General features: G+C 59.1%; 16 protein-coding genes and 1 tRNA gene. 6 read left to right on the top strand and 11 right to left on the bottom strand.

What is annotated here, in order from left to right:
• Positions 1-184 precede the first annotated feature (184 nt).
• The 3 genes from ACW4YW_RS07585 to ACW4YW_RS07575 all read right to left on the bottom strand — a co-directional run bounded on the left by ACW4YW_RS07585 (position 185) and on the right by ACW4YW_RS07575 (position 3,288).
• The gene (locus tag ACW4YW_RS07585) at positions 185-1,234 is read right to left on the bottom strand and encodes a FecR domain-containing protein (protein WP_457137024.1); all 1,050 of its coding nucleotides are present in this window, start codon (positions 1,232-1,234) and stop codon (positions 185-187) included.
• Positions 1,235-1,244: 10 nt separating this feature from the next.
• Positions 1,245-1,745, bottom strand: a complete 501-nt coding sequence (locus tag ACW4YW_RS07580) for a sigma-70 family RNA polymerase sigma factor (RefSeq protein ID WP_457137023.1) — start codon at positions 1,743-1,745, stop codon at positions 1,245-1,247.
• Positions 1,746-1,833: 88 nt separating this feature from the next.
• Positions 1,834-3,288 (bottom strand): cobyric acid synthase, encoded by a 1,455-nt coding sequence (locus ACW4YW_RS07575; protein WP_457137300.1) that lies wholly within the window; start codon positions 3,286-3,288, stop codon positions 1,834-1,836.
• 14 nt (positions 3,289-3,302) lie between these two features.
• Between ACW4YW_RS07575 and cbiB the strand changes: the two genes are divergently transcribed.
• Both cbiB and cobD read left to right on the top strand, forming a co-directional pair.
• Complete coding sequence (gene cbiB, locus ACW4YW_RS07570) at positions 3,303-4,256, top strand: adenosylcobinamide-phosphate synthase CbiB (RefSeq protein WP_457137022.1); 954 nt, start codon at positions 3,303-3,305, stop codon at positions 4,254-4,256.
• On the top strand, positions 4,249-5,229 hold the full coding sequence (cobD, locus tag ACW4YW_RS07565; protein WP_457137021.1) for a threonine-phosphate decarboxylase CobD: 981 nt from the start codon (positions 4,249-4,251) through the stop codon (positions 5,227-5,229). Before cbiB ends, cobD begins: the two co-directional genes overlap by 8 nt.
• A gap of 40 nt (positions 5,230-5,269) precedes the next feature.
• Here cobD and cobC read toward each other — a convergent pair whose 3' ends face one another.
• The 3 genes from cobC to cobT are packed head-to-tail and all read right to left on the bottom strand — an operon-like array spanning position 5,270 to position 7,673.
• On the bottom strand, positions 5,270-5,845 hold the full coding sequence (gene cobC / locus ACW4YW_RS07560) for an alpha-ribazole phosphatase (RefSeq protein ID WP_457137020.1): 576 nt from the start codon (positions 5,843-5,845) through the stop codon (positions 5,270-5,272).
• 17 nt (positions 5,846-5,862) lie between these two features.
• Positions 5,863-6,609 (bottom strand): adenosylcobinamide-GDP ribazoletransferase, encoded by a 747-nt coding sequence (locus ACW4YW_RS07555; protein ID WP_457137019.1) that lies wholly within the window; start codon positions 6,607-6,609, stop codon positions 5,863-5,865.
• Positions 6,606-7,673, bottom strand: coding sequence for a nicotinate-nucleotide--dimethylbenzimidazole phosphoribosyltransferase (gene cobT, locus ACW4YW_RS07550; protein ID WP_457137018.1), 1,068 nt, complete (start codon positions 7,671-7,673; stop codon positions 6,606-6,608). The genes ACW4YW_RS07555 and cobT overlap by 4 nt, the downstream gene beginning before the upstream one ends.
• Positions 7,674-7,839: 166 nt before the next feature.
• Between cobT and ACW4YW_RS07545 the strand changes: the two genes are divergently transcribed.
• The 4 genes from ACW4YW_RS07545 (at position 7,840) to ACW4YW_RS07530 (ending at position 11,166) form a co-directional block, all read left to right on the top strand.
• Positions 7,840-7,915 (top strand) — tRNA-Phe (locus ACW4YW_RS07545).
• 207 nt (positions 7,916-8,122) lie between these two features.
• Positions 8,123-8,455, top strand: a complete 333-nt coding sequence (locus ACW4YW_RS07540; RefSeq protein WP_457137017.1) for a rhodanese-like domain-containing protein — start codon at positions 8,123-8,125, stop codon at positions 8,453-8,455.
• A 2-nt stretch (positions 8,456-8,457) separates the two neighbouring features.
• Positions 8,458-8,703, top strand: coding sequence for a sulfurtransferase TusA family protein (locus ACW4YW_RS07535; RefSeq protein WP_457137016.1), 246 nt, complete (start codon positions 8,458-8,460; stop codon positions 8,701-8,703).
• 297 nt (positions 8,704-9,000) lie between these two features.
• Entirely contained in the window at positions 9,001-11,166 is a 2,166-nt protein-coding gene (locus ACW4YW_RS07530) for a putative bifunctional diguanylate cyclase/phosphodiesterase (protein WP_457137015.1), read from the top strand.
• A 15-nt stretch (positions 11,167-11,181) separates the two neighbouring features.
• Here ACW4YW_RS07530 and ACW4YW_RS07525 read toward each other — a convergent pair whose 3' ends face one another.
• From ACW4YW_RS07525 to ACW4YW_RS07505, 5 genes are all read right to left on the bottom strand, one after another.
• Positions 11,182-12,084 carry a bestrophin family protein gene (locus tag ACW4YW_RS07525; RefSeq protein WP_457137014.1) on the bottom strand — a complete coding sequence of 301 codons (903 nt, stop codon included), beginning with the start codon at positions 12,082-12,084 and terminating at the stop codon, positions 11,182-11,184.
• A gap of 32 nt (positions 12,085-12,116) precedes the next feature.
• Positions 12,117-14,948, bottom strand: coding sequence for a valine--tRNA ligase (locus ACW4YW_RS07520; RefSeq protein WP_457137013.1), 2,832 nt, complete (start codon positions 14,946-14,948; stop codon positions 12,117-12,119).
• 42 nt (positions 14,949-14,990) lie between these two features.
• Entirely contained in the window at positions 14,991-15,902 is a 912-nt protein-coding gene (locus ACW4YW_RS07515; RefSeq protein ID WP_457137012.1) for a hypothetical protein, read from the bottom strand.
• 16 nt (positions 15,903-15,918) lie between these two features.
• Positions 15,919-16,485 (bottom strand): LemA family protein, encoded by a 567-nt coding sequence (locus ACW4YW_RS07510; protein WP_457137011.1) that lies wholly within the window; start codon positions 16,483-16,485, stop codon positions 15,919-15,921.
• Between the two features lie 106 nt (positions 16,486-16,591).
• Positions 16,592-17,227, bottom strand: a complete 636-nt coding sequence (locus ACW4YW_RS07505) for a PEP-CTERM sorting domain-containing protein (protein WP_457137010.1) — start codon at positions 17,225-17,227, stop codon at positions 16,592-16,594.
• Positions 17,228-17,252 lie beyond the last annotated feature (25 nt).

Raw genomic sequence — 17,252 nt, 5'->3', positions numbered from 1 at the left:
AAATGAAAGTGACTCGCCGAGGGGCGAAAGGCAGTTTGACATGCCCACTGTCATGGGAGAGATATCCGAGCTGGCCGTTCGAATACGGCGCACTATCCGTTGATGATCGCGCCTTGCCAAAGCTGTGCCTTGACCGGAGACGGGTTGAAGCCATACGTACCGATGCAAAGGTCGTAAACAGGCTCTAAGCCGCGCTTTCCACTGTTATCCAATAGCGGGTAAGCAATCTTACCCGTACCGGCAAGACGCTGGGCAGCGACGCCAGGATGCGGTCAATATCGTTCAGCGGGAACACGCCGGAAAACCGTAAATCCGCCACATCCGGGTCGCAGCGCACCATGCCCGGCAAGTAGCGCGCAAGCTCCGTCATGAAATCCCCAAGCCGGATGTTGTCCGCGACGATCTGGCCCTTGATCCAGGCAAGAGATTGCTCATCCAGCGGCACAGGCGTTCCCAGGCTGGTGCTGGTGAAAAGAATGCGCTCGCCTTGCCTGATGACGGGTCGTGATGTTGGGTTGCTGGCAGGCGTAATCTCCACGGCACTCTGCAACACTGCCACGGTGGTATGCCCGTCCCACTGGCGCACGATGAAATGCGTGCCCAATGCCTGGATACGGCCTTGGGCGGTGTGCACGTATAAGGGGCGCGGGTCGGCAGGTTCGCCGAAGGCCGCATGCCGGGTCATGACCGCAATCTCCCCCGCCAGCAGATGCACCACCCTGGATTGCGCGTCAATATGCACATCTGCCGCGGTGGCAGTGTTCAGCGTCAGCATGGTGCCGTCTTCCAGCGTGATGCTGCGTTGCTCGCCAGCGGCTGTGCAGAAATCGGCGGTAGTTTTTTGCCACATATTGGTGCGGTAGGCTACTGCACCAGTAGCGACCAGTATCCCGCTCCAGGAAAGCAAGCCGATGACCTTGCGGCGTCCGGGCGACCTCGGCGCGTGCGATTGCGCATAGTGGGAAAGCGCGCCGTAAGCGACCTTGGGCTGAATGTCTCCCAGCCAGCCTGTCACAGCTTCGAGATGCCGCCAAGCATGCGCATTGTCCGGGTGGGCATCGCGCCATTGCTGCCAGCGCAACTTGTCTTCCGGCGTGGTGTCGCCCGACATCAGCAGGGTGAGCCATTCGGCGGCCTGGTCGGCTGCGGCTGCGCTGATGCGCTGCCCGCCGACCAGCAGGGTATGTGTTGGTTCGGCAGATGCAGGATGCTTAAGAGAGTCTGGCTGAGACATTAAAATTTCTTCATGCTGGCAATGCGAACAGGCATTGGCGATTGGCGCGGGTGAGATATTGCTTGACCGAGCTGGCGGACACTTGCAGGCGCCCGGCAATCTCCGCGTAGCTCAGCCCCTCGAGATGCGCGAGCAGGAAAGCCTCCCTTACCTGCGGCGGCAAGCCGTCCAACGCCCTGTCGACCTGCTGCAATGCTTCCAGCGCGAGCAAGCGCACCTCGGGCGCGGGAACCATGGCCTCGGGCAGGCACGCCAGCATTTCAAGATAACTGGTTTCGAGCAATTGCCGGCGATAGCGGTGCGCCATCAGGCGGCGGGCAATCGTCACCAGGAAAGGCCGGGGCTCGCGGATTTCCTGCACCGTCTCCGCGGCCATGATGCTGACAAAGGTATCTTGGGCAAGGTCATCCGCCACAAAGGAGTCGCCCAGCTTGCGTCTCAGCCAGTCATGCAGCCAGCGGTGGTGATGGAGATACAAGCGATGCAGTGATTGCGGCGTATCGATCGACATGGCACGACCATTAAAATAAGAATTGTTCTCATTTTAATGCAAATTCAAGCAAGATGCATGATGCGGGTATCACTGCCCGCTCAACTTTTCAAGGCAGGTACGGCTGCAACCTGCTCCAATCCAGCTGCTGCTCCACTTCATCCGCCAAGCGCTCCAGGCTGGCTTCGCGCAGAGCGGTGTAATCGTAGTAGGCGATTTCTTCCTGCGTCTGTTTCAGCTGGTTGTAACCAGCCCAATCCAGCCAGGCTCGGGTCGCTTCGGCATGGTCGAACAGGCCATGCAGGTAAGTGCCCGCCATCTGCCCATCTTCCGACAATGCGCCTTCCGCCTGCGTGCCGATATAAAGTACAGGCCGCTTCAATGCCGGGCCGCTGCTGACGCCCATATGGATTTCGTAGCCGGTGACGGCGGCGTCGGCAAAGGTGAGCCTGCCCTCGACTTCCTTAAGGTGTTTTTCCTTGGTGAGCGTGGTTTCCATATCCAGCCAGCCAAAGCCGTCACTGGAGCCGATATCGCCTTCAAGGCCGTGCGGATCGTGGATTTTGCGGCCGAGCATCTGAAAGCCGCCGCAAATGCCCAGCAGCTTGCCGCCGTAGCGCAGGTGGCGGGAGATTTTCTCGCGCCAGCCGTGGGATTCCAGCACTGCCAAGTCACCGCGCACGTTCTTGCTGCCCGGCAGGATGATGAGGTCGGCTGGCGGCGCGGGCTCGTTGAGTTCGATGAACTGGAAATCGACATGCGGGTGCATGCGCAGGGCGTCCATGTCGGTATGGTTGCTGACATGCGGCAGGACCGGGGCAATCACGCGCAACCAGGTCTGCGGCTTGTCCGGCGTATCCCTCGCCACGGAATCCTCGGCTTCGAGATGCAGGTTGCGCAGATAGGGCAGCACGCCGAGTACGGGAATGCCGGTTTCCCGCTGCAGCCAGTCTAGCCCGGGCTGCAGCAACGCGATATCGCCGCGAAAACGGTTGATGACAAAGCCGATGATGCGCTTTCTCTCCGACTCGGAGAGTAGCGCCAGGGTGCCGACGATATGGGCGAACACGCCGCCGCGGTCGATGTCGGCGATCAATATTACTGGGCAATCCGCCGCCTCGGCGAAGCCCATGTTGGCAATGTCGTTCTGCCGTAAGTTGATTTCCGCAGGACTGCCCGCGCCCTCGACGATGATGCATTCATATTGTTCGCGCAGGCGCTGCCATGAAGCCAGCACGGCTTCTCGCGCCTTGGGTTTGTAGGCATGATAAGCAGTTGCTTCGAGGTTGGTCAGCACCTTGCCGTGGATGATCACTTGGCAGCCGGTGTCGGTATTGGGTTTCAGCAATACCGGGTTCATGTCGGTATGCGGCAACAGGCCGCAAGCCTGCGCCTGCACGGCCTGGGCGCGGCCGATTTCGCCGCCGTCGCTGGTCACGGCGGAATTGAGCGCCATGTTCTGCGGCTTGAATGGCGCGACGCGCACGCCCCTGCGGTACAATACTCGGCATAACGCAGCCACCAGCGTGCTCTTGCCCGCATCCGAGGTGGTGCCCTGAACCATCAATGTGTTGGCATATGTCATTGGCCCATTATCCCATTACTTTCCTCGCAACCCCAGCCCTGCTGATCACAGCCCTGTTGCTGGACCGGCTGCTGGGCGAGCCTAGGCGCTGGCATCCGCTGGTGGGTTTCGGCAACCTGGCATCAGCATTGGAAAGGCGCCTCAACCGCCAACATGCGCCACTCATTGCGCGCCTGCTGGGCCTGCTGGCCTGGCTTATATTATTGTTGCCGGCATGGGCGCTAGCCTTCTGGCTCACGCAGCTTGCATATGGCTGGCTGCTCGACATCGTGCTGCTGTATTTCGCTATCGGCGCCCGCAGTCTCAAGGAACATGCCCTGCGCATCTACCACGCACTCGCACAGCAGGATTTGCCTGCCGCGCGCCATGCCGTGGGCATGATCGTGAGCCGCGACACTGCCGAACTCGACGAGCGCGAGATTGCTGCCGCCGGCGTGGAGTCGGTACTGGAGAACGGCAATGATGCGATTTTCGGCGCGATTTTCTGGTTCGTGTTGCTCGGCGGCAGCGGCGCACTGCTGTTCCGCCTCGCCAACACGCTGGATGCCATGTGGGGCTACCGCACGCCACGCTTCCTGTATTTTGGCTGGGCCGCCGCACGGCTGGACGACCTGCTCAACCTCGTTCCCGCTAGGCTGACCGCCTTGAGCTATGCGCTTTGCGGACATGCTCGGAGCGGATTCTCGTGCTGGCGGCAACAGGCCAGGCGATGGTACAGCCCGAATGCAGGCCCGGTGATGGCGGCAGGGGCAGGCGCACTCCAAGTAACGCTGGGCGGCAATGCGCGCTACCATGGGCAGGACAAGGCACGCCCCACGCTGGGAACCGGGCCAGCCGCCTCGGCCGCCAGCCTCCATGCTGCGGTACGGCTAGTAGATCGCAGCATCGTGCTTTGGTGCCTGGTGATTTTTATCACATACGCATTGATCGGGGCATACCATGCTTGAGCACGGCGGCAACCTGCATGCAGCCAGCCGGCAATACGGCATTGCGCGGGAGGATTGGTTGGACCTTTCCACCGGCATCAACCCGCACGGCTACCCAGTGCCCGATATTCCCGCATCGGTGTGGCAACGCCTGCCGGAAACCGACCAACAACTCGAGCGCATCGCGGCGAGCTACTATGGCGCCCAGTACCTGCTGGCCACCTCCGGCTCGCAGGCCGCGATCCAGGCGCTTCCGCGATTGCGCGGACCATGCCGCGTCACCGTGCTTGGCCCCATGTATGCGGAGCATGCCCACGCCTGGCGGCAGCATGGGCATCAGGTCAGTGAAATCGACCACTTGCCTGGCGCGGCAATGCTTGCTGAAACCGATGTGCTGCTAGCATGCAACCCCAACAATCCCACCGGCCGCCTGCTTGCGTCCGACACGCTCCTGGAGTGGCACATAGCCCTCTCGCAGCATGATGGCTGGCTGATCGTGGACGAAGCCTTCATGGACAGCTCCCCGCAACATAGCCTGGCCGCATATAGCCATCAGCCCGGACTCATCATCCTGCGCTCGCTGGGGAAATTCTTTGGCCTGGCCGGCGCGCGCGTTGGCTTTCTGCTGGCAGAACCGTCGCTACTGAATCGTATGGCCGATTTATTGGGACCCTGGGCCGTTACAGGCCCGGCCAGGGTCGTGGCCCAGGTCGCGCTGGCCGACCATGCGTGGCAAGAGCATAACCGCGCCAGGCTGCTGGCTGAAAGCCAGCAATTGGCGGACATATTGCGGCAGGCCGGCCTGCCTCCGCTCAATGGCTGCTCATTGTTCCAGTGGTTGAAGTTAGCGCATGCGGAGCACCTGCATGTGCAACTGGCGCGTCAAGGCGTCTGGACCCGGCACTTTCCGGCACAGCAGGGTTTGCGGATTGGCTTGCCGCCTGCGGATGGCTGGCAGAGACTGGCAGCAGCACTAGCCAACCTACAGCTTTAGATGCCTGTGTACAACCCTGAGCCATTGCAGCACCAACACATCAGCGATTGACGTAGGCCACCCTGGTCAACTGTTCTTCCACGATGATCTTGCTCACGCTGGCATAATCGATCTGCAGCTTGAAGGTATGCACCAGCGGCAGGTCCAGCGCATAGCCCGTCAACGCCCGGATGACGCCTGCATGCGTGAACACCAGGGCTGGCTGGTCATGATGCTGCAGATCTGCAACAAAGGATTGCGCGCGCTGGGAAAGCTGCAGGAAAGACTCCCCATTCGGCGGCACGTGCCGTACATGGTCTTCCGCCCATACGTCCACCAGCCCGCGCGGAATATCGTTCCAGGATTGCATTTCCCAATCGCCGAAGTTCAGTTCCTTGAGCCTGGCATCAGCTTGCACCGCCACCTGCGGGCTGAAAGTGGCAGCCACCGATTCGGCCAGCTTCATGCAGCGTTGCAAAGGGCTGCTGTAAATGGCGGGATGTTTGAGGTGCTTGAGCTTGGGGTGCAACGCATCGAACTCGGCAAGAAACGTCTCCGTGACGTCAATATCGCTATGCCCGTAACATGTGCCGGGCAGAACATCCGGCGTCGTATGACGCACCAGGTAAATTTCCAATTACATACTCCACATTATCAGGATGCCAGAACCAAAACGCCAAGATAAAACGCCAGCTCAGTGAGCTGCTGCATGGCGCCCAGGCAGTCGCCCGTATAACCTCCCAGGCGCTGCCTTAGCTTAAAGCTGAACCATATCCACACAAGCACGACCAGCAGCAAAGCGAGCCACAGCCTGGCCGGCAACAATACCAATGGCGACAGGCCTGACACTACGGCGATCCATAGGCTCGCAATCGACGGCTTGGCTGCCAAAGGCTTGGCCTTGCCCTCCTCCCGCACATATTCCTGGGTGGCCATCACCAGCACGGCAGCAAGGCGGCTCACAGCATGGGCCGCCAAGAGGACGAAAGGCAACAATTCAATCTCGATATGCTCAAGGCTGGCAAATTTAAGCAGCAATGCCAGGAAAAGCGCTATCGCGCCATAGCTGCCGATGCGGGAGTCCTTCATGATGGCCAGCGCCTGCTCTTTCGTCCAGCCGCCACCGAGGCCGTCCATGGTATCCGCCAGCCCATCCTCATGGAAGGCGCCGGTCAGCCACAGCGTCGCCGCCATGCTGAGGACGATAGCCACCGTTGCGGGCAATATTTGCAAGCTCAAATACAATACCAGCGCCGCCGCCGACCCGACGAGAATGCCCACCAGCGGGAAATAACGTGCCGCATCGTTCAACTCAGCGGAATCAAAATTCTGGATGGCAGGCACCGGCAGACGCGTGAAAAAGCCCAATGCCAGGAGGAACAAGCGCCATTGCTGGCTCATGCAGCATCCTGCCGGCTGATATTGGCAGAGTCGAACGACGCCATCTCATTAAGGAAATTCACCGCGGCCTGCACCAGCGGATACGCCAGGGCAGCGCCAGTGCCCTCGCCCAGGCGCAGCCCAAGGTTGAGCAAGGGCTTGGCCTGCAGCTGCTCGAGCACCAGTTTATGCCCCGCCTCGTCGGAACAGTGCGCGAAAATACAGTAATCCAATATGGCGGGAGCAATCCGGCTCGCCACCAGCAAGGCCGCCGTCGCGATAAAGCCGTCGATCAGCAGGGCGACCCGCTGTTCTGCAGCGCCCAGCATGGCACCCACCATCATGGCGATCTCGAACCCGCCAAAAGTCGCCAGCACCGCCAAGGGGTCGGTATTGTCCACCTGGTGGCGCGCCATTGCCTGGTTGATCACGTCAGCCTTGTGCGCCACGCCGGCGTCATCCAGGCCCGTACCGCGGCCAACGCATTGCTCCACGGGCAAATTGCACAGCACCGCGACAATGGCCGAAGCAGATGTGGTATTGCCTATACCCATCTCACCGAACCCCATCACGTTGGTGCCGGCGTCGGCTTCTGCCTGCGCGAGCTTGTAACCGTTGATCAAGGCCTGGTTACACATATGCGGGCACATGGCGGGCATCTTGAGGAAATTACTAGTCCCCATGCTGACCTTGGCGCGGATCAGCTCCGGATGCGCCGAGAACTCATGACAAACCCCAGCATCCACGATCCTGATCCGCATCCCATGCTGTCGCGTAAACACATTGATCCCCGCGCCGCCAGCCAGGAAGTTCATCACCATCTGCCGCGTCACCTCCTTTGGGTACGGGCTGACTCCTTCCTCGACCACCCCGTGGTCGCCCGCAAACACCAGCATGGCCGGGCGCTGCAGGATGGGCGTCAATGATTGCTGGATCAAGCCAAGCTGCAACGCCAGGCTTTCAAGTTGCCCCAATGCCCCCCTCGGCTTGGTCTTATTGTCGATCTTGGCTTGCAGTGCGGCTTTCAGGCCCTGGTCCAGCGGGGATATCGCAAATTCTGGCAATGTCGATGATTGGTGACTCATGAAATTTACTTTTTAAATCAAGCCTGGAGCATACCCGAGCACGCAACTTTTTTAAACTGTGGGAATAAAACACGAATTTTTTCGATCCCGGCTGGACGAAACGCCGAAGTTTGCTATAATGCTGGCCTTGCGTGAGCTCAAGAGCCAACGTAATCAAAAGCAATATGGCCAGGTAGCTCAGTTGGTAGAGCAGCGGATTGAAAATCCGCGTGTCGGCAGTTCGATTCTGCCCCTGGCCACCAAGGAATAGCAAAGGGTTAGCTTCAGAAATGAGCTAGCCCTTTTTCATTTGTAAGACGCCCTCCGTCACTCACACGTTTCAATGGCAAAACCTGCTTGAGCTCGTATGCTATGAACGCCACTGCAAACCAGCCGTGCAGTGATTGGCGCCTAAAAGCCCTTAGCGGCCTATGGTATGATATTGCGTTTAACCGTTAGCAATTAAGTCCATGTCCAGCCATACCGATATTGACGCATTCGAGCTTCATGCGCTGCTTTCCTCGCAAAAAGCCATCCTCGTCGACGTACGCAACGACGACGAAGTCGCCAGAGGCATTATCGCAGGTGCCATGCACCTGCCCATGATGGTAATCCCCGGTATGGGCAGCTTGCTATGCGAACACAACGATACCGCGCTGGTTTTCTATTGCCACAGCGGCATCCGCTCGGCGCAGGCCGCTGCCTTCATCGCGGGCATGGACCGCGACAATGTCTACAACCTGCGCGGCGGCATCCTGGCATGGGCCAATGCTGGCTATACCTTCGCACCCAAGGCCGATTGATCATGGAATTCCATCAAGAACTCGACGCGCGCGGGCTCAAGTGCCCGCTTCCTATCCTGCGCTGCAAGAAAGCGTTGGCTGACGTGGCCGCAGGCGACATTCTCAAGGTCACGGCAACCGATCCCGGTTCCGTCAAGGATTTCCAGGCTTTCTGCAAACAAACCGGTCATGAAATGCTTTCCGTCGCGGAAAACGACGATGCTCCGCAAAAGGAATTCATTTTCCATATCAAAAAGCGTACGGCATAAATCCTGAAGCCTCAGCTGCACCTCCTCCATCTATATCCGCTTGCAGAATGAATGGCGTCACCCGAAAGCCAGGCTTTGATAGCTGATATTTATTTGCCATTGCCCGCTCACAGTTAATCAAATATGATAAATATGCTAAAAAGCAAGGCTAGGAGTAGCATAAACTGATATAAAAATGCGGCATCAATGCCGCACTAAGGTGGCAATTGCCTAGATGCAATCACGCTTGCTCCTGCAATTGCAGGGGGTAAACTCCCCCTCAGAAGTATGTGCTTCCCCAACACACGGATGGATAGAATGGATACTTCGCCTTACCCGATACCGGCCAATGAAGAGCAACGCTTGAAGGTCTTGGCTCAGTACCATCTCCTGGATACGGCCGAGACCGAGGACTTTGACAGGCTGGTCAATCTTGCCGCCCGCCTGTTCGAGGTTCCCATCGCCCTGGTTTCCCTGGTGGACCGGGACCGGCAGTTTTTCAAGGCGCGCGTGGGAATCGAGGCCTGCGAGACGAGCCGTGAAGTTTCCTTCTGCGCCCACGCAATTATCCAGGACGACATCCTGTTCATTCCCGATGCATTGAACGACCCTCGCTTCTCTTCCAATCCCTTGGTGGTGGGCCCGCCCTTTATTCGCTTTTATGCAGGCAAGCCGCTCGTCGCTCCTACTGGGGAAAGGCTGGGCACAGTCTGCTTGATCGACAGCAAGCCCCGCGCGACCTTCAGCGAAGAAGACCGCCAAAACCTTTCGGACCTGGCCGCCCTGGTCTTGGACCGCATGGAAATGCGCCGCCTGGATTACGTCAAGACCATCAGCCAGAAGCGTTTCGAGAATATTGCAGCCACTTCACCCGATGCCATCATCTGCTCCAACGCCAAAGGCGAATTCACGTTCTGGAATCGATCGGCGGAAAGGCTGTTCGGCTATTCGGCCAAGGAGATTGTCGACAAGTCCACTGCCGTGATCGTCCCGGACAGCTGGCGGCATATCTATGACGCCGAACTGCAACGGCTGCAGCAAGGCGAAAAGATGGAGCTCGCCGATCAAACCATAGAGCTGTCGGGGCTGCGCAAGGACGGCAGCGAATTCCCGGCCGAGTTTTCGCTGTCGACATGGGAAGAAGGTAATACCATCAGCGTCGGCGCCATCGTGCGCGACATTACCGAGCGTCGGCAAAACGAAGTGCGGCTGTTCCAACTAGCCTCGCTCGACCCGCTGACCGACTTGCCGAACCGGGGCGCATGGCGAGCATGCCTGACGGAGACACTCGCCGCCGAGAAGCCCGCGACGATCCTGCTGCTCGATCTCGATAGGTTCAAGGAGGTCAACGACACGCTGGGGCATTCTGCCGGCGACGCAGTATTGAAAGAGGTCGCGGCACGCATGAAAGCGACATGCGCCAACGCCATCATGATGGCCCGGCTCGGCGGCGATGAGTTCGTGGTCCTGCTCCCGGGCAATAACGCTAGGGAGGCAAAAAACATCGCTCAACAATTAGTGAACGAGATTGCCAAGCCCTACGAGTTCGTCGGCCAGTCGATCGAGATCGGCGTCAGCATCGGCGTCTCTCTTGCACCCATGCACAGCTCCCGCTCCGATGAGTTGCTTGGGGCTGCCGATCTCGCGCTCTATAAGGCCAAGGCCGCAGGCAAGGGACGCTACGAGCTATTTACGCCGGCCTTCCGCCAGGTTGCCGTGGCGCGCCGCGCATTCGAGCAGGAATTGCGGCTCGCCTTTGAGCACGGCGAATTCGAGCTTTTCTATCAACCGCAAATCGCGACAAAAACAGGCAAGCTGACCGGGGCCGAGGCACTGATGCGATGGCGCCATCCCGTACGTGGCCTATTGACTCCCGCCTCCTTCATCGAGGTGCTGAGCGAGAAGCCTTCCGCCGCCGCCGTGGGCGAATGGATCTTGCGTACCGCCTGCAAGCAAGCGGTCGAGTGGCAGGCGCGCATTCCTGATTTCCGCATCAGCGTCAATCTGTTCGAGGCCCAGTTGCATTCGGGACGGCTCCTCACCGTGGTCCAGAACGTGCTCGAAGAAACCGGCCTGCCTGCCAAATCACTCGAACTCGAGATCGTCGAGAACATCCTCCTACGCAACGACAATACGACGTTGAAACTTTTGCACGGCTTGCGCGCCATCGGCATCGGGCTATCTTTCGACGACTACGGCACCGGCTTTGCCTCGCTCAGCCTGTTGAAACGTTATCCCGTGAGCCGCCTCAAGATCGACCAATCTTTCATTCGCGACGTCAATATCAATCCTGAGGATGCCGCCTTGGTGAACGCCGTCATCTATCTTGGCAAGAGTTTTGGCCTGGAAGTCATCGCCGAAGGCGTCGAGACGCAAGCCCACCTGGATTTCCTCATGGACAGCCACTGCACTGAAGTTCAAGGCTACCTGTTCGGAAAGCCGGTGCCAGCCGACGAGTTCTTCTCCGCGTTCGTCGCGATTTAAACCGGCTGTCACGATCTACAACAGCACGCCCTCCTCGGGCTGCAATGCCGGCGGCAGCGGTTCGCCTATCATTTCCAGCACGGCAATCTCGATATTGCGGCTCATCGCGTCCAGCGGCAGATCATTGGGCTGGGTGTCGAACGGATCGGAAATCTGGTCGCCCAAGGCATCCAGGCCAAAAAAGGTATAGGCCAGGATGCACACCGCCACCGGCGTGAGCCAGCCTATGCTGTCGACCAGGCAGAACGGCAGCAGGAAGCAATACACATGCACGATGCGGTGCAGCATGAGGATATAAGGGTATGGAATCGGCGTGCTTTTGATGCGTTCGCAGCCGCCATGCACCTGCGACAACTGGTTGAGCTGCCTGTCCATCTGCGCAAGCAGGATGGGGTCTAGCCCGGAAAGCTTGGCATATTCGGTGATGCGCTTGCCCAATACATTCAGGATCAATCCCGGCGACGTCATATGCTGGCGTACTTCATCGTCGGCGATTCGATTGGTATTTTCATATACAACGCTGCGCAAAAAATTGCGCAGCGCATAAGGATAAGCCAGCAAAGGCTGCAGCAGGTACAAGCGCTCGTCACGGTCCAGCTGCGGGAAATACTGCTGTACCTGGCGTGTCAGGTTGCGCGCGCTGATGATGAGCTCGCCCCACAAGGTACGCGCCTCCCAGAAGCGCTGGTAGGCGGCGCTGTTGCGGAAGCCGAGAAAAATCGCCAGCGTCAGCCCCCACAGGGTGAATGGCGTCGCCGTCAGCGTCACCTTGTAATGGTAGAGCGTGCCGTGGGTTGCCACCACCAGCGAACTCAGCAAGGTCGTGAACAATACCTTGCGCCAGATCACCGGGATGATGGAACCCTTGAGCGAGAACAGCAGGACACGGGCACTGGGATTTTGTGGTTGCGTAATCATGAAACGTCCTTTTATTCCGTACCCGGTCTGGTTTATTTCAGCTTGGCAAGTTGCGCCTGCAGTTTTGCCAATGTGTCACTGAATGCCGCCAGCCTGGCTTTTTCCTGCTCGACCACGGCGGCTGGCGCGCGCGCCACGAAGCTTTCATTGCCCAGCTTGGCCTGAGCCTTAGCAATCTCCCCTTCGAGACGGCTGATTTCCTTGCCCAGGCGCTCCTTCTCGGCCGCGACGTCGATCTCGATCTTGAGCATGAGCTTGAAGTCGCCCGCCAATGCCACCGGCGCTTCCGCCTCGGGCAAGTCGGTCATGATCTCGACTTCGCTCAGCTTGGCCAGCGCCTTGAGATAAGGCGCATAGGCCGCCAGCTTGTCGTTGTCGCCGACGGCGATCAACGGCACGCGCGCGGCGGGCGATACGTTCATCTCGCCGCGCAGGCTGCGGCAGGCATCCACCGACTCCTTGAGCAAAGCGACCCAGGCTTCGGCCTGCTCGTCCAGCTTGACCGGCTGGCTGGCCGGATATTGCTCCAGCATGATGCTGGGGCCAGTACGGCCGGACAGCGGGCCCACGGTTTGCCAGATTTCCTCGGTGATGAACGGCATCAAGGGATGTGCGAGGCGCAGGATGGTTTCCAGCACGCGCAGCAACGTGCGGCGCGTGGCGCGCTGCTGCGCCTCGCTGCCGTTCTGCAATTGCACCTTGGCCAGCTCCAGATACCAGTCGCAATATTCATCCCAGACGAACTTGTAGACGGCTTGCGCCACGTTGTCGAAACGGTATTCGGCAAAGCCGCGCTCGATGTCGGCCTCGGTGCGCTGCAACAGGCTGACGATCCAGCGGTCGGCCTGCGAGAAGTCCAGGTAGCCCTCAGGCTGGGTCTTGCAGTCTTCCAGGCCGCAATCCTTGCCCTCGGTGTTCATGAGCACGAAACGCGTGGCGTTCCACAGCTTGTTGCAGAAGTTGCGGTAGCCTTCGCAGCGCTGCAGGTCGAACTTGATATCACGGCCGGGCGAGGCCAGCGAGGCGAAGGTGAAACGCAAGGCGTCGGTACCGAACGCGGGAATGCCTTCCGGGAACTCCTTGCGCGTGCGCTTCTCGATCTGCTCGGCCTGCTTGGGGTTCATGAGGCCGGTAGTACGCTTTTTCACCAGCTCCTCGATGTTGATGCCGTCAATCAGGTCAATCGGGTCGAGCACGTTGCCCTTGGACTTGGACATCTTCTGCCCTTCCGCATCGCGGATCAGGCCGTGGACATAGACATCCTTGAACGGAATCTTGCCGGTGATGTGCTTGGTCATCATCACCATGCGCGCCACCCAGAAGAAGATGATGTCGAAGCCGGTCACCAGCACCGAGGACGGCAGGTATTGCTGCAAGGCCAGGTTGGCCTTGTCCTTTTCCTCGTCGCCGGTCCAATCCAATGTGGAGAACGGCCACAAGGCGGAGGAATACCAGGTATCCAGCACGTCTTCGTCACGCTTCAGGTTACCACGGTAACCGTCGTTGGCGGCGAGCTGGATCGCCTCGGTTTCGTTATGCGCGACATAGACCTTGCCGTCGTCGCTGTACCAGGCGGGAATCTGGTGGCCCCACCAGAGCTGGCGCGAGATGCACCAGTCCTGGATGTTATTGAGCCATTGGTTATAGGTGTTGACCCAGTTTTCCGGCACGAAGCGGATTTCGCCGTTGGCGACCACTTCCAGCGCTTTTTCGGTAATGCTCTTGCCGTCCGCGCCCGGCTTGCTCATGGCGACGAACCACTGGTCGGTGAGCATGGGCTCGATCACGACGCCGGTACGGTCTCCGCGCGGCACCTTGAGTTTGTGTTTATCGACCTTGACCAGGAAGCCCTGCGCTTCGAGGTCGGTCACCACCTGCTTACGCGCGGCAAAGCGCTCCAGGCCCTGGTATTGCGCAGGCGCGGCATCGTTGACATGGCCGTCCAGCGTGAGAATGCTGATGATTGGCAGCTTGTGGCGCTGGCCCACGGCATAGTCGTTGAAGTCATGTGCAGGCGTGACCTTGACTACGCCGGTACCGAACTCGCGGTCCACGTAGTCGTCCGCAATCACCGGGATCTCGCGGTCGCATAACGGCAACTTGACGTGCTTACCAATCAGGTGCGCATAGCGCTCGTCCTCGGGATGCACCATCACGGCAACGTCGCCGAGCATGGTTTCAGGACGCGTCGTGGCGACAGTCAGCTCGCCATTGCCGTCCGCCAATGGATAGCGGATGTGCCAGAGATGGCCGTCCTCTTCCTCGGAGATCACTTCGAGGTCGGAAACAGCCGTATGCAGCTTGGGGTCCCAGTTCACCAGGCGCTTGCCGCGGTAGATCAGGCCCTCGTTATACAGCCGCACGAAGGTTTCCGTCACGGTGTGCGACAAGCCCTCGTCCATGGTAAAACGCTCGCGGCTCCAGTCCGGCGAGGTGCCCAGGCGACGCATTTGCTTGGTGATGCTGCCGCCGGAATATTCCTTCCACTCCCAGACCTTTTCAAGGAATTTCTCGCGGCCGAGGTCGTGGCGGCTGACGCCTTGCGCATCAAGCTGGCGCTCGACAACGATCTGCGTGGCGATGCCGGCATGGTCGGTGCCCGGCTGCCACAAGGTGTTGTCGCCGCGCATGCGGTGATAGCGCGTCAACGCATCCATGATGGTCTGGTTGAAACCGTGCCCCATATGCAGCGTGCCCGTCACGTTGGGTGGCGGCAGCAGGATGCAGAAGTTGTCTTGCTTGCTGGAATCCAGCCCGGCTGCATAGTAGCCGCGCTCTTCCCAGAATTGGTACCAGCGGCTTTCTATGTTCTTGGGTTCAAAGGATTTATCCAGGGTTTGGCTTGCAGTGGTATCGGTAGTCATAGGGGTGGGATTTTAGCATAGCGCATTCATGCGAAAACGCTATCACGCTAAAAACCGGCTTGACTGCAAATGCAGCAACACCAGCATGAGCGCCACGAACACCAGCCCATGCAGCCAACATAACCATAAATAACGCCGCTTGAGGCGCTGCGGCGACAGGCTGGAAAGCAGGAACAGACGGCCATCGACTGGCGCCCGGATCACATGCACGCCAGGCGCGGCACGCAACTCGCGATGCTGCCTTTCCACCTCGCGCGCGGCAGCCCGGCGCGCCAGCTCCCACTCCTTGAGGTCGATCTCGCCGTTGCCGTCGAGGTCAAAGCGTTCCAGCAAACCGGCTTTGTCGCGCTTCCATTCCGCGAGCAATTCGGAAACATCCTCCCTCTGGTTAAGCGGCATATTCGCACCGCCCACCGTGGTGAATTCGCCCAGCACGTAAATCGACCCGGCAAATAGGATTTCCTCCACGCGCTTGTAGTCCCCGGCATAGCTGACCCTGCGCTCGGGCCCGACGACTTCCGCATGGTCGGGGTCGACAAAGCACTGGCCGGTACCGTCGCTGATGACAAAGGTTTCATGGCTGGCGCCTTCATGCGTCAGGCGCCAATGCCTGCGGTCATGGCGCTGGAACACCTGGAAGCGGTACCAGACGCAGCGCACGGCAGAAAACGGGCTGACGATCAAATGCTCGGGATCGGGCAATGCCCTTCCATACAGCTCGACATAGCCCTGCGCGGCAGAACCGATGCGTGAGGTGGGCAGATCCGCAATCGCGCGGTTGCGCCTGTAGTTGCCGGCCCAGGCAACCAGGCTGACCAACGCGGCGAGTACCAGGCAAATCGTCCATGCCTTGAGGTTGTTCGACTGGGCGGCCACCGCAAGCAACAATAGGTAGGCAGCACCGCTCAGGCAATCCAGGTAATAGCTACGCCAGCCGCGCCACAGGAACCACATCGGGTTGATTCAGCAACTATTGCTTGAAACGCGCCGCGATATCGACATCCTTGAGTTCGCTGCGGGCGAAACGCAGCATGGTCTCGCGATTGAAGCCCAATGTGCGTGCCACCAGCAGATCGGGAAATTGCGCGATGCGCACATTGTGCAGGTTGACGCTCTCGTTATAGAACTCGCGCCGGTCGGCAATCGCGTTTTCCAGGCTGCTGATGCGCGCCTGCAGATGCAGGAACTGCTCGTTGGCCTTGAGCTCGGGGTAGGACTCCGCCACGGCAAACAACGTCCCCAGCCCGGCGCGCAATGCGCTTTCCGCCGCGCCCAAAGCCGCGACGTCATGATGCTGGCTCGCCTCCTGTACGCGGGAACGCGCCTGGATCACCTGCTGCAAGGTGGCCTGCTCATGCTGCATGTACTGCTTACAGGTATCGACCAGCTTGGGCAACTCGTCATGGCGCTGCTTGAGCAATACATCGATATTGGCCCAGGCTTTTTCGACATTGTTCTTGAGATTGATCAACCCGTTGTACACCATGATGAAATACACGACAGCGACCACCAGCAATGCCAGCAAGAAAATCTGCATACTCCCTCCCCTTTTTGCAGGCAGTGTAATCCGCATCCTCACACTCAGGCAACGCCGTCAAACAAAAAGCCAGCAATGCTGGCTTTTTGTCTTCGTGGTTCAAAGCCTAGCGAGGCATTTTGCGCCGCCCAGCAAACCCTACCAGTCCCAGGCCAGCAAGCATCAACCCATACACGCTAGGCTCCGGCACTGGGGCCAAGGTCGCCGTGAATGCGAGGTCGCCACCCAGGGTGGTATTCCAATCCGTCCCGGTCAGCTGGCTGCGATCGTTGCCGTTATTCAAGTAAACAAACGTACCGCCTTCATATGCCGTATCGGGAGCAAAGCCCCATTCATTGGTGCTTTCCACGCCGCCCTGGATACCGGAGGTAGTGAAATACAGCACATATTGGCTATTGGCTTGCAAATTCACGGAAGGATACGCCGTGATCTCGGTATATTCGCTCGAACCAGTGAAGCGGAACGGGTCGGATTGATAAACAATCTCCCCAACCCTTGAACCTGTCCAAGTCCCTACTTCAATGGTGAATGGCGCATTCAGGTCCGTCAGGATAAAAGAAAAAGACTCCAAGACCTGGGCCTGGTCGCCAATGGTAATGGTCTGGCCATAGGTAGCCGTATCCGGCGTACCGAATGGCGAGACCTCGCCATCCCATTGGTCTAGCGTGCTGATGGTAGTGGCGGCATGGACTGCCGGTGTAAATGCCAATGTCAAAACAAAACCCAATGCGGGAAATTTCATCACGACCTCCTTGATGTTGAATGAA

The sequence above is a fragment of the Methylobacillus pratensis genome (assembly GCF_054072455.1).
The sequence above is the reverse complement of the archived record's forward strand: the minus strand, read 5'-3'. Positions and strand labels throughout refer to the sequence as shown.

Excerpts from the sequence above, each read along its gene's own strand:
- ACW4YW_RS07525 (WP_457137014.1), bottom strand. The coding sequence starts at position 12,084 with ATGATTACGCAACCACAAAATCCCAGTGCCCGTGTCCTGCTGTTCTCG.
- cobT (WP_457137018.1), bottom strand. The coding sequence starts at position 7,673 with ATGAGTCACCAATCATCGACATTGCCAGAATTTGCGATATCCCCGCTG.
- ACW4YW_RS07580 (WP_457137023.1), bottom strand. The coding sequence starts at position 1,745 with ATGTCGATCGATACGCCGCAATCACTGCATCGCTTGTATCTCCATCAC.
- cbiB (WP_457137022.1), top strand. The coding sequence starts at position 3,303 with ATGTCATTGGCCCATTATCCCATTACTTTCCTCGCAACCCCAGCCCTG.
- ACW4YW_RS07515 (WP_457137012.1), bottom strand. The coding sequence starts at position 15,902 with ATGTGGTTCCTGTGGCGCGGCTGGCGTAGCTATTACCTGGATTGCCTG.
- ACW4YW_RS07535 (WP_457137016.1), top strand. The coding sequence starts at position 8,458 with ATGGAATTCCATCAAGAACTCGACGCGCGCGGGCTCAAGTGCCCGCTT.
- ACW4YW_RS07505 (WP_457137010.1), bottom strand. The coding sequence starts at position 17,227 with ATGAAATTTCCCGCATTGGGTTTTGTTTTGACATTGGCATTTACACCG.
- ACW4YW_RS07520 (WP_457137013.1), bottom strand. The coding sequence starts at position 14,948 with ATGACTACCGATACCACTGCAAGCCAAACCCTGGATAAATCCTTTGAA.
- ACW4YW_RS07510 (WP_457137011.1), bottom strand. The coding sequence starts at position 16,485 with ATGCAGATTTTCTTGCTGGCATTGCTGGTGGTCGCTGTCGTGTATTTC.
- ACW4YW_RS07575 (WP_457137300.1), bottom strand. The coding sequence starts at position 3,288 with ATGGTTCAGGGCACCACCTCGGATGCGGGCAAGAGCACGCTGGTGGCT.
- ACW4YW_RS07555 (WP_457137019.1), bottom strand. The coding sequence starts at position 6,609 with ATGAGCCAGCAATGGCGCTTGTTCCTCCTGGCATTGGGCTTTTTCACG.
- cobD (WP_457137021.1), top strand. The coding sequence starts at position 4,249 with ATGCTTGAGCACGGCGGCAACCTGCATGCAGCCAGCCGGCAATACGGC.
- ACW4YW_RS07585 (WP_457137024.1), bottom strand. The coding sequence starts at position 1,234 with ATGTCTCAGCCAGACTCTCTTAAGCATCCTGCATCTGCCGAACCAACA.
- ACW4YW_RS07540 (WP_457137017.1), top strand. The coding sequence starts at position 8,123 with ATGTCCAGCCATACCGATATTGACGCATTCGAGCTTCATGCGCTGCTT.
- ACW4YW_RS07530 (WP_457137015.1), top strand. The coding sequence starts at position 9,001 with ATGGATACTTCGCCTTACCCGATACCGGCCAATGAAGAGCAACGCTTG.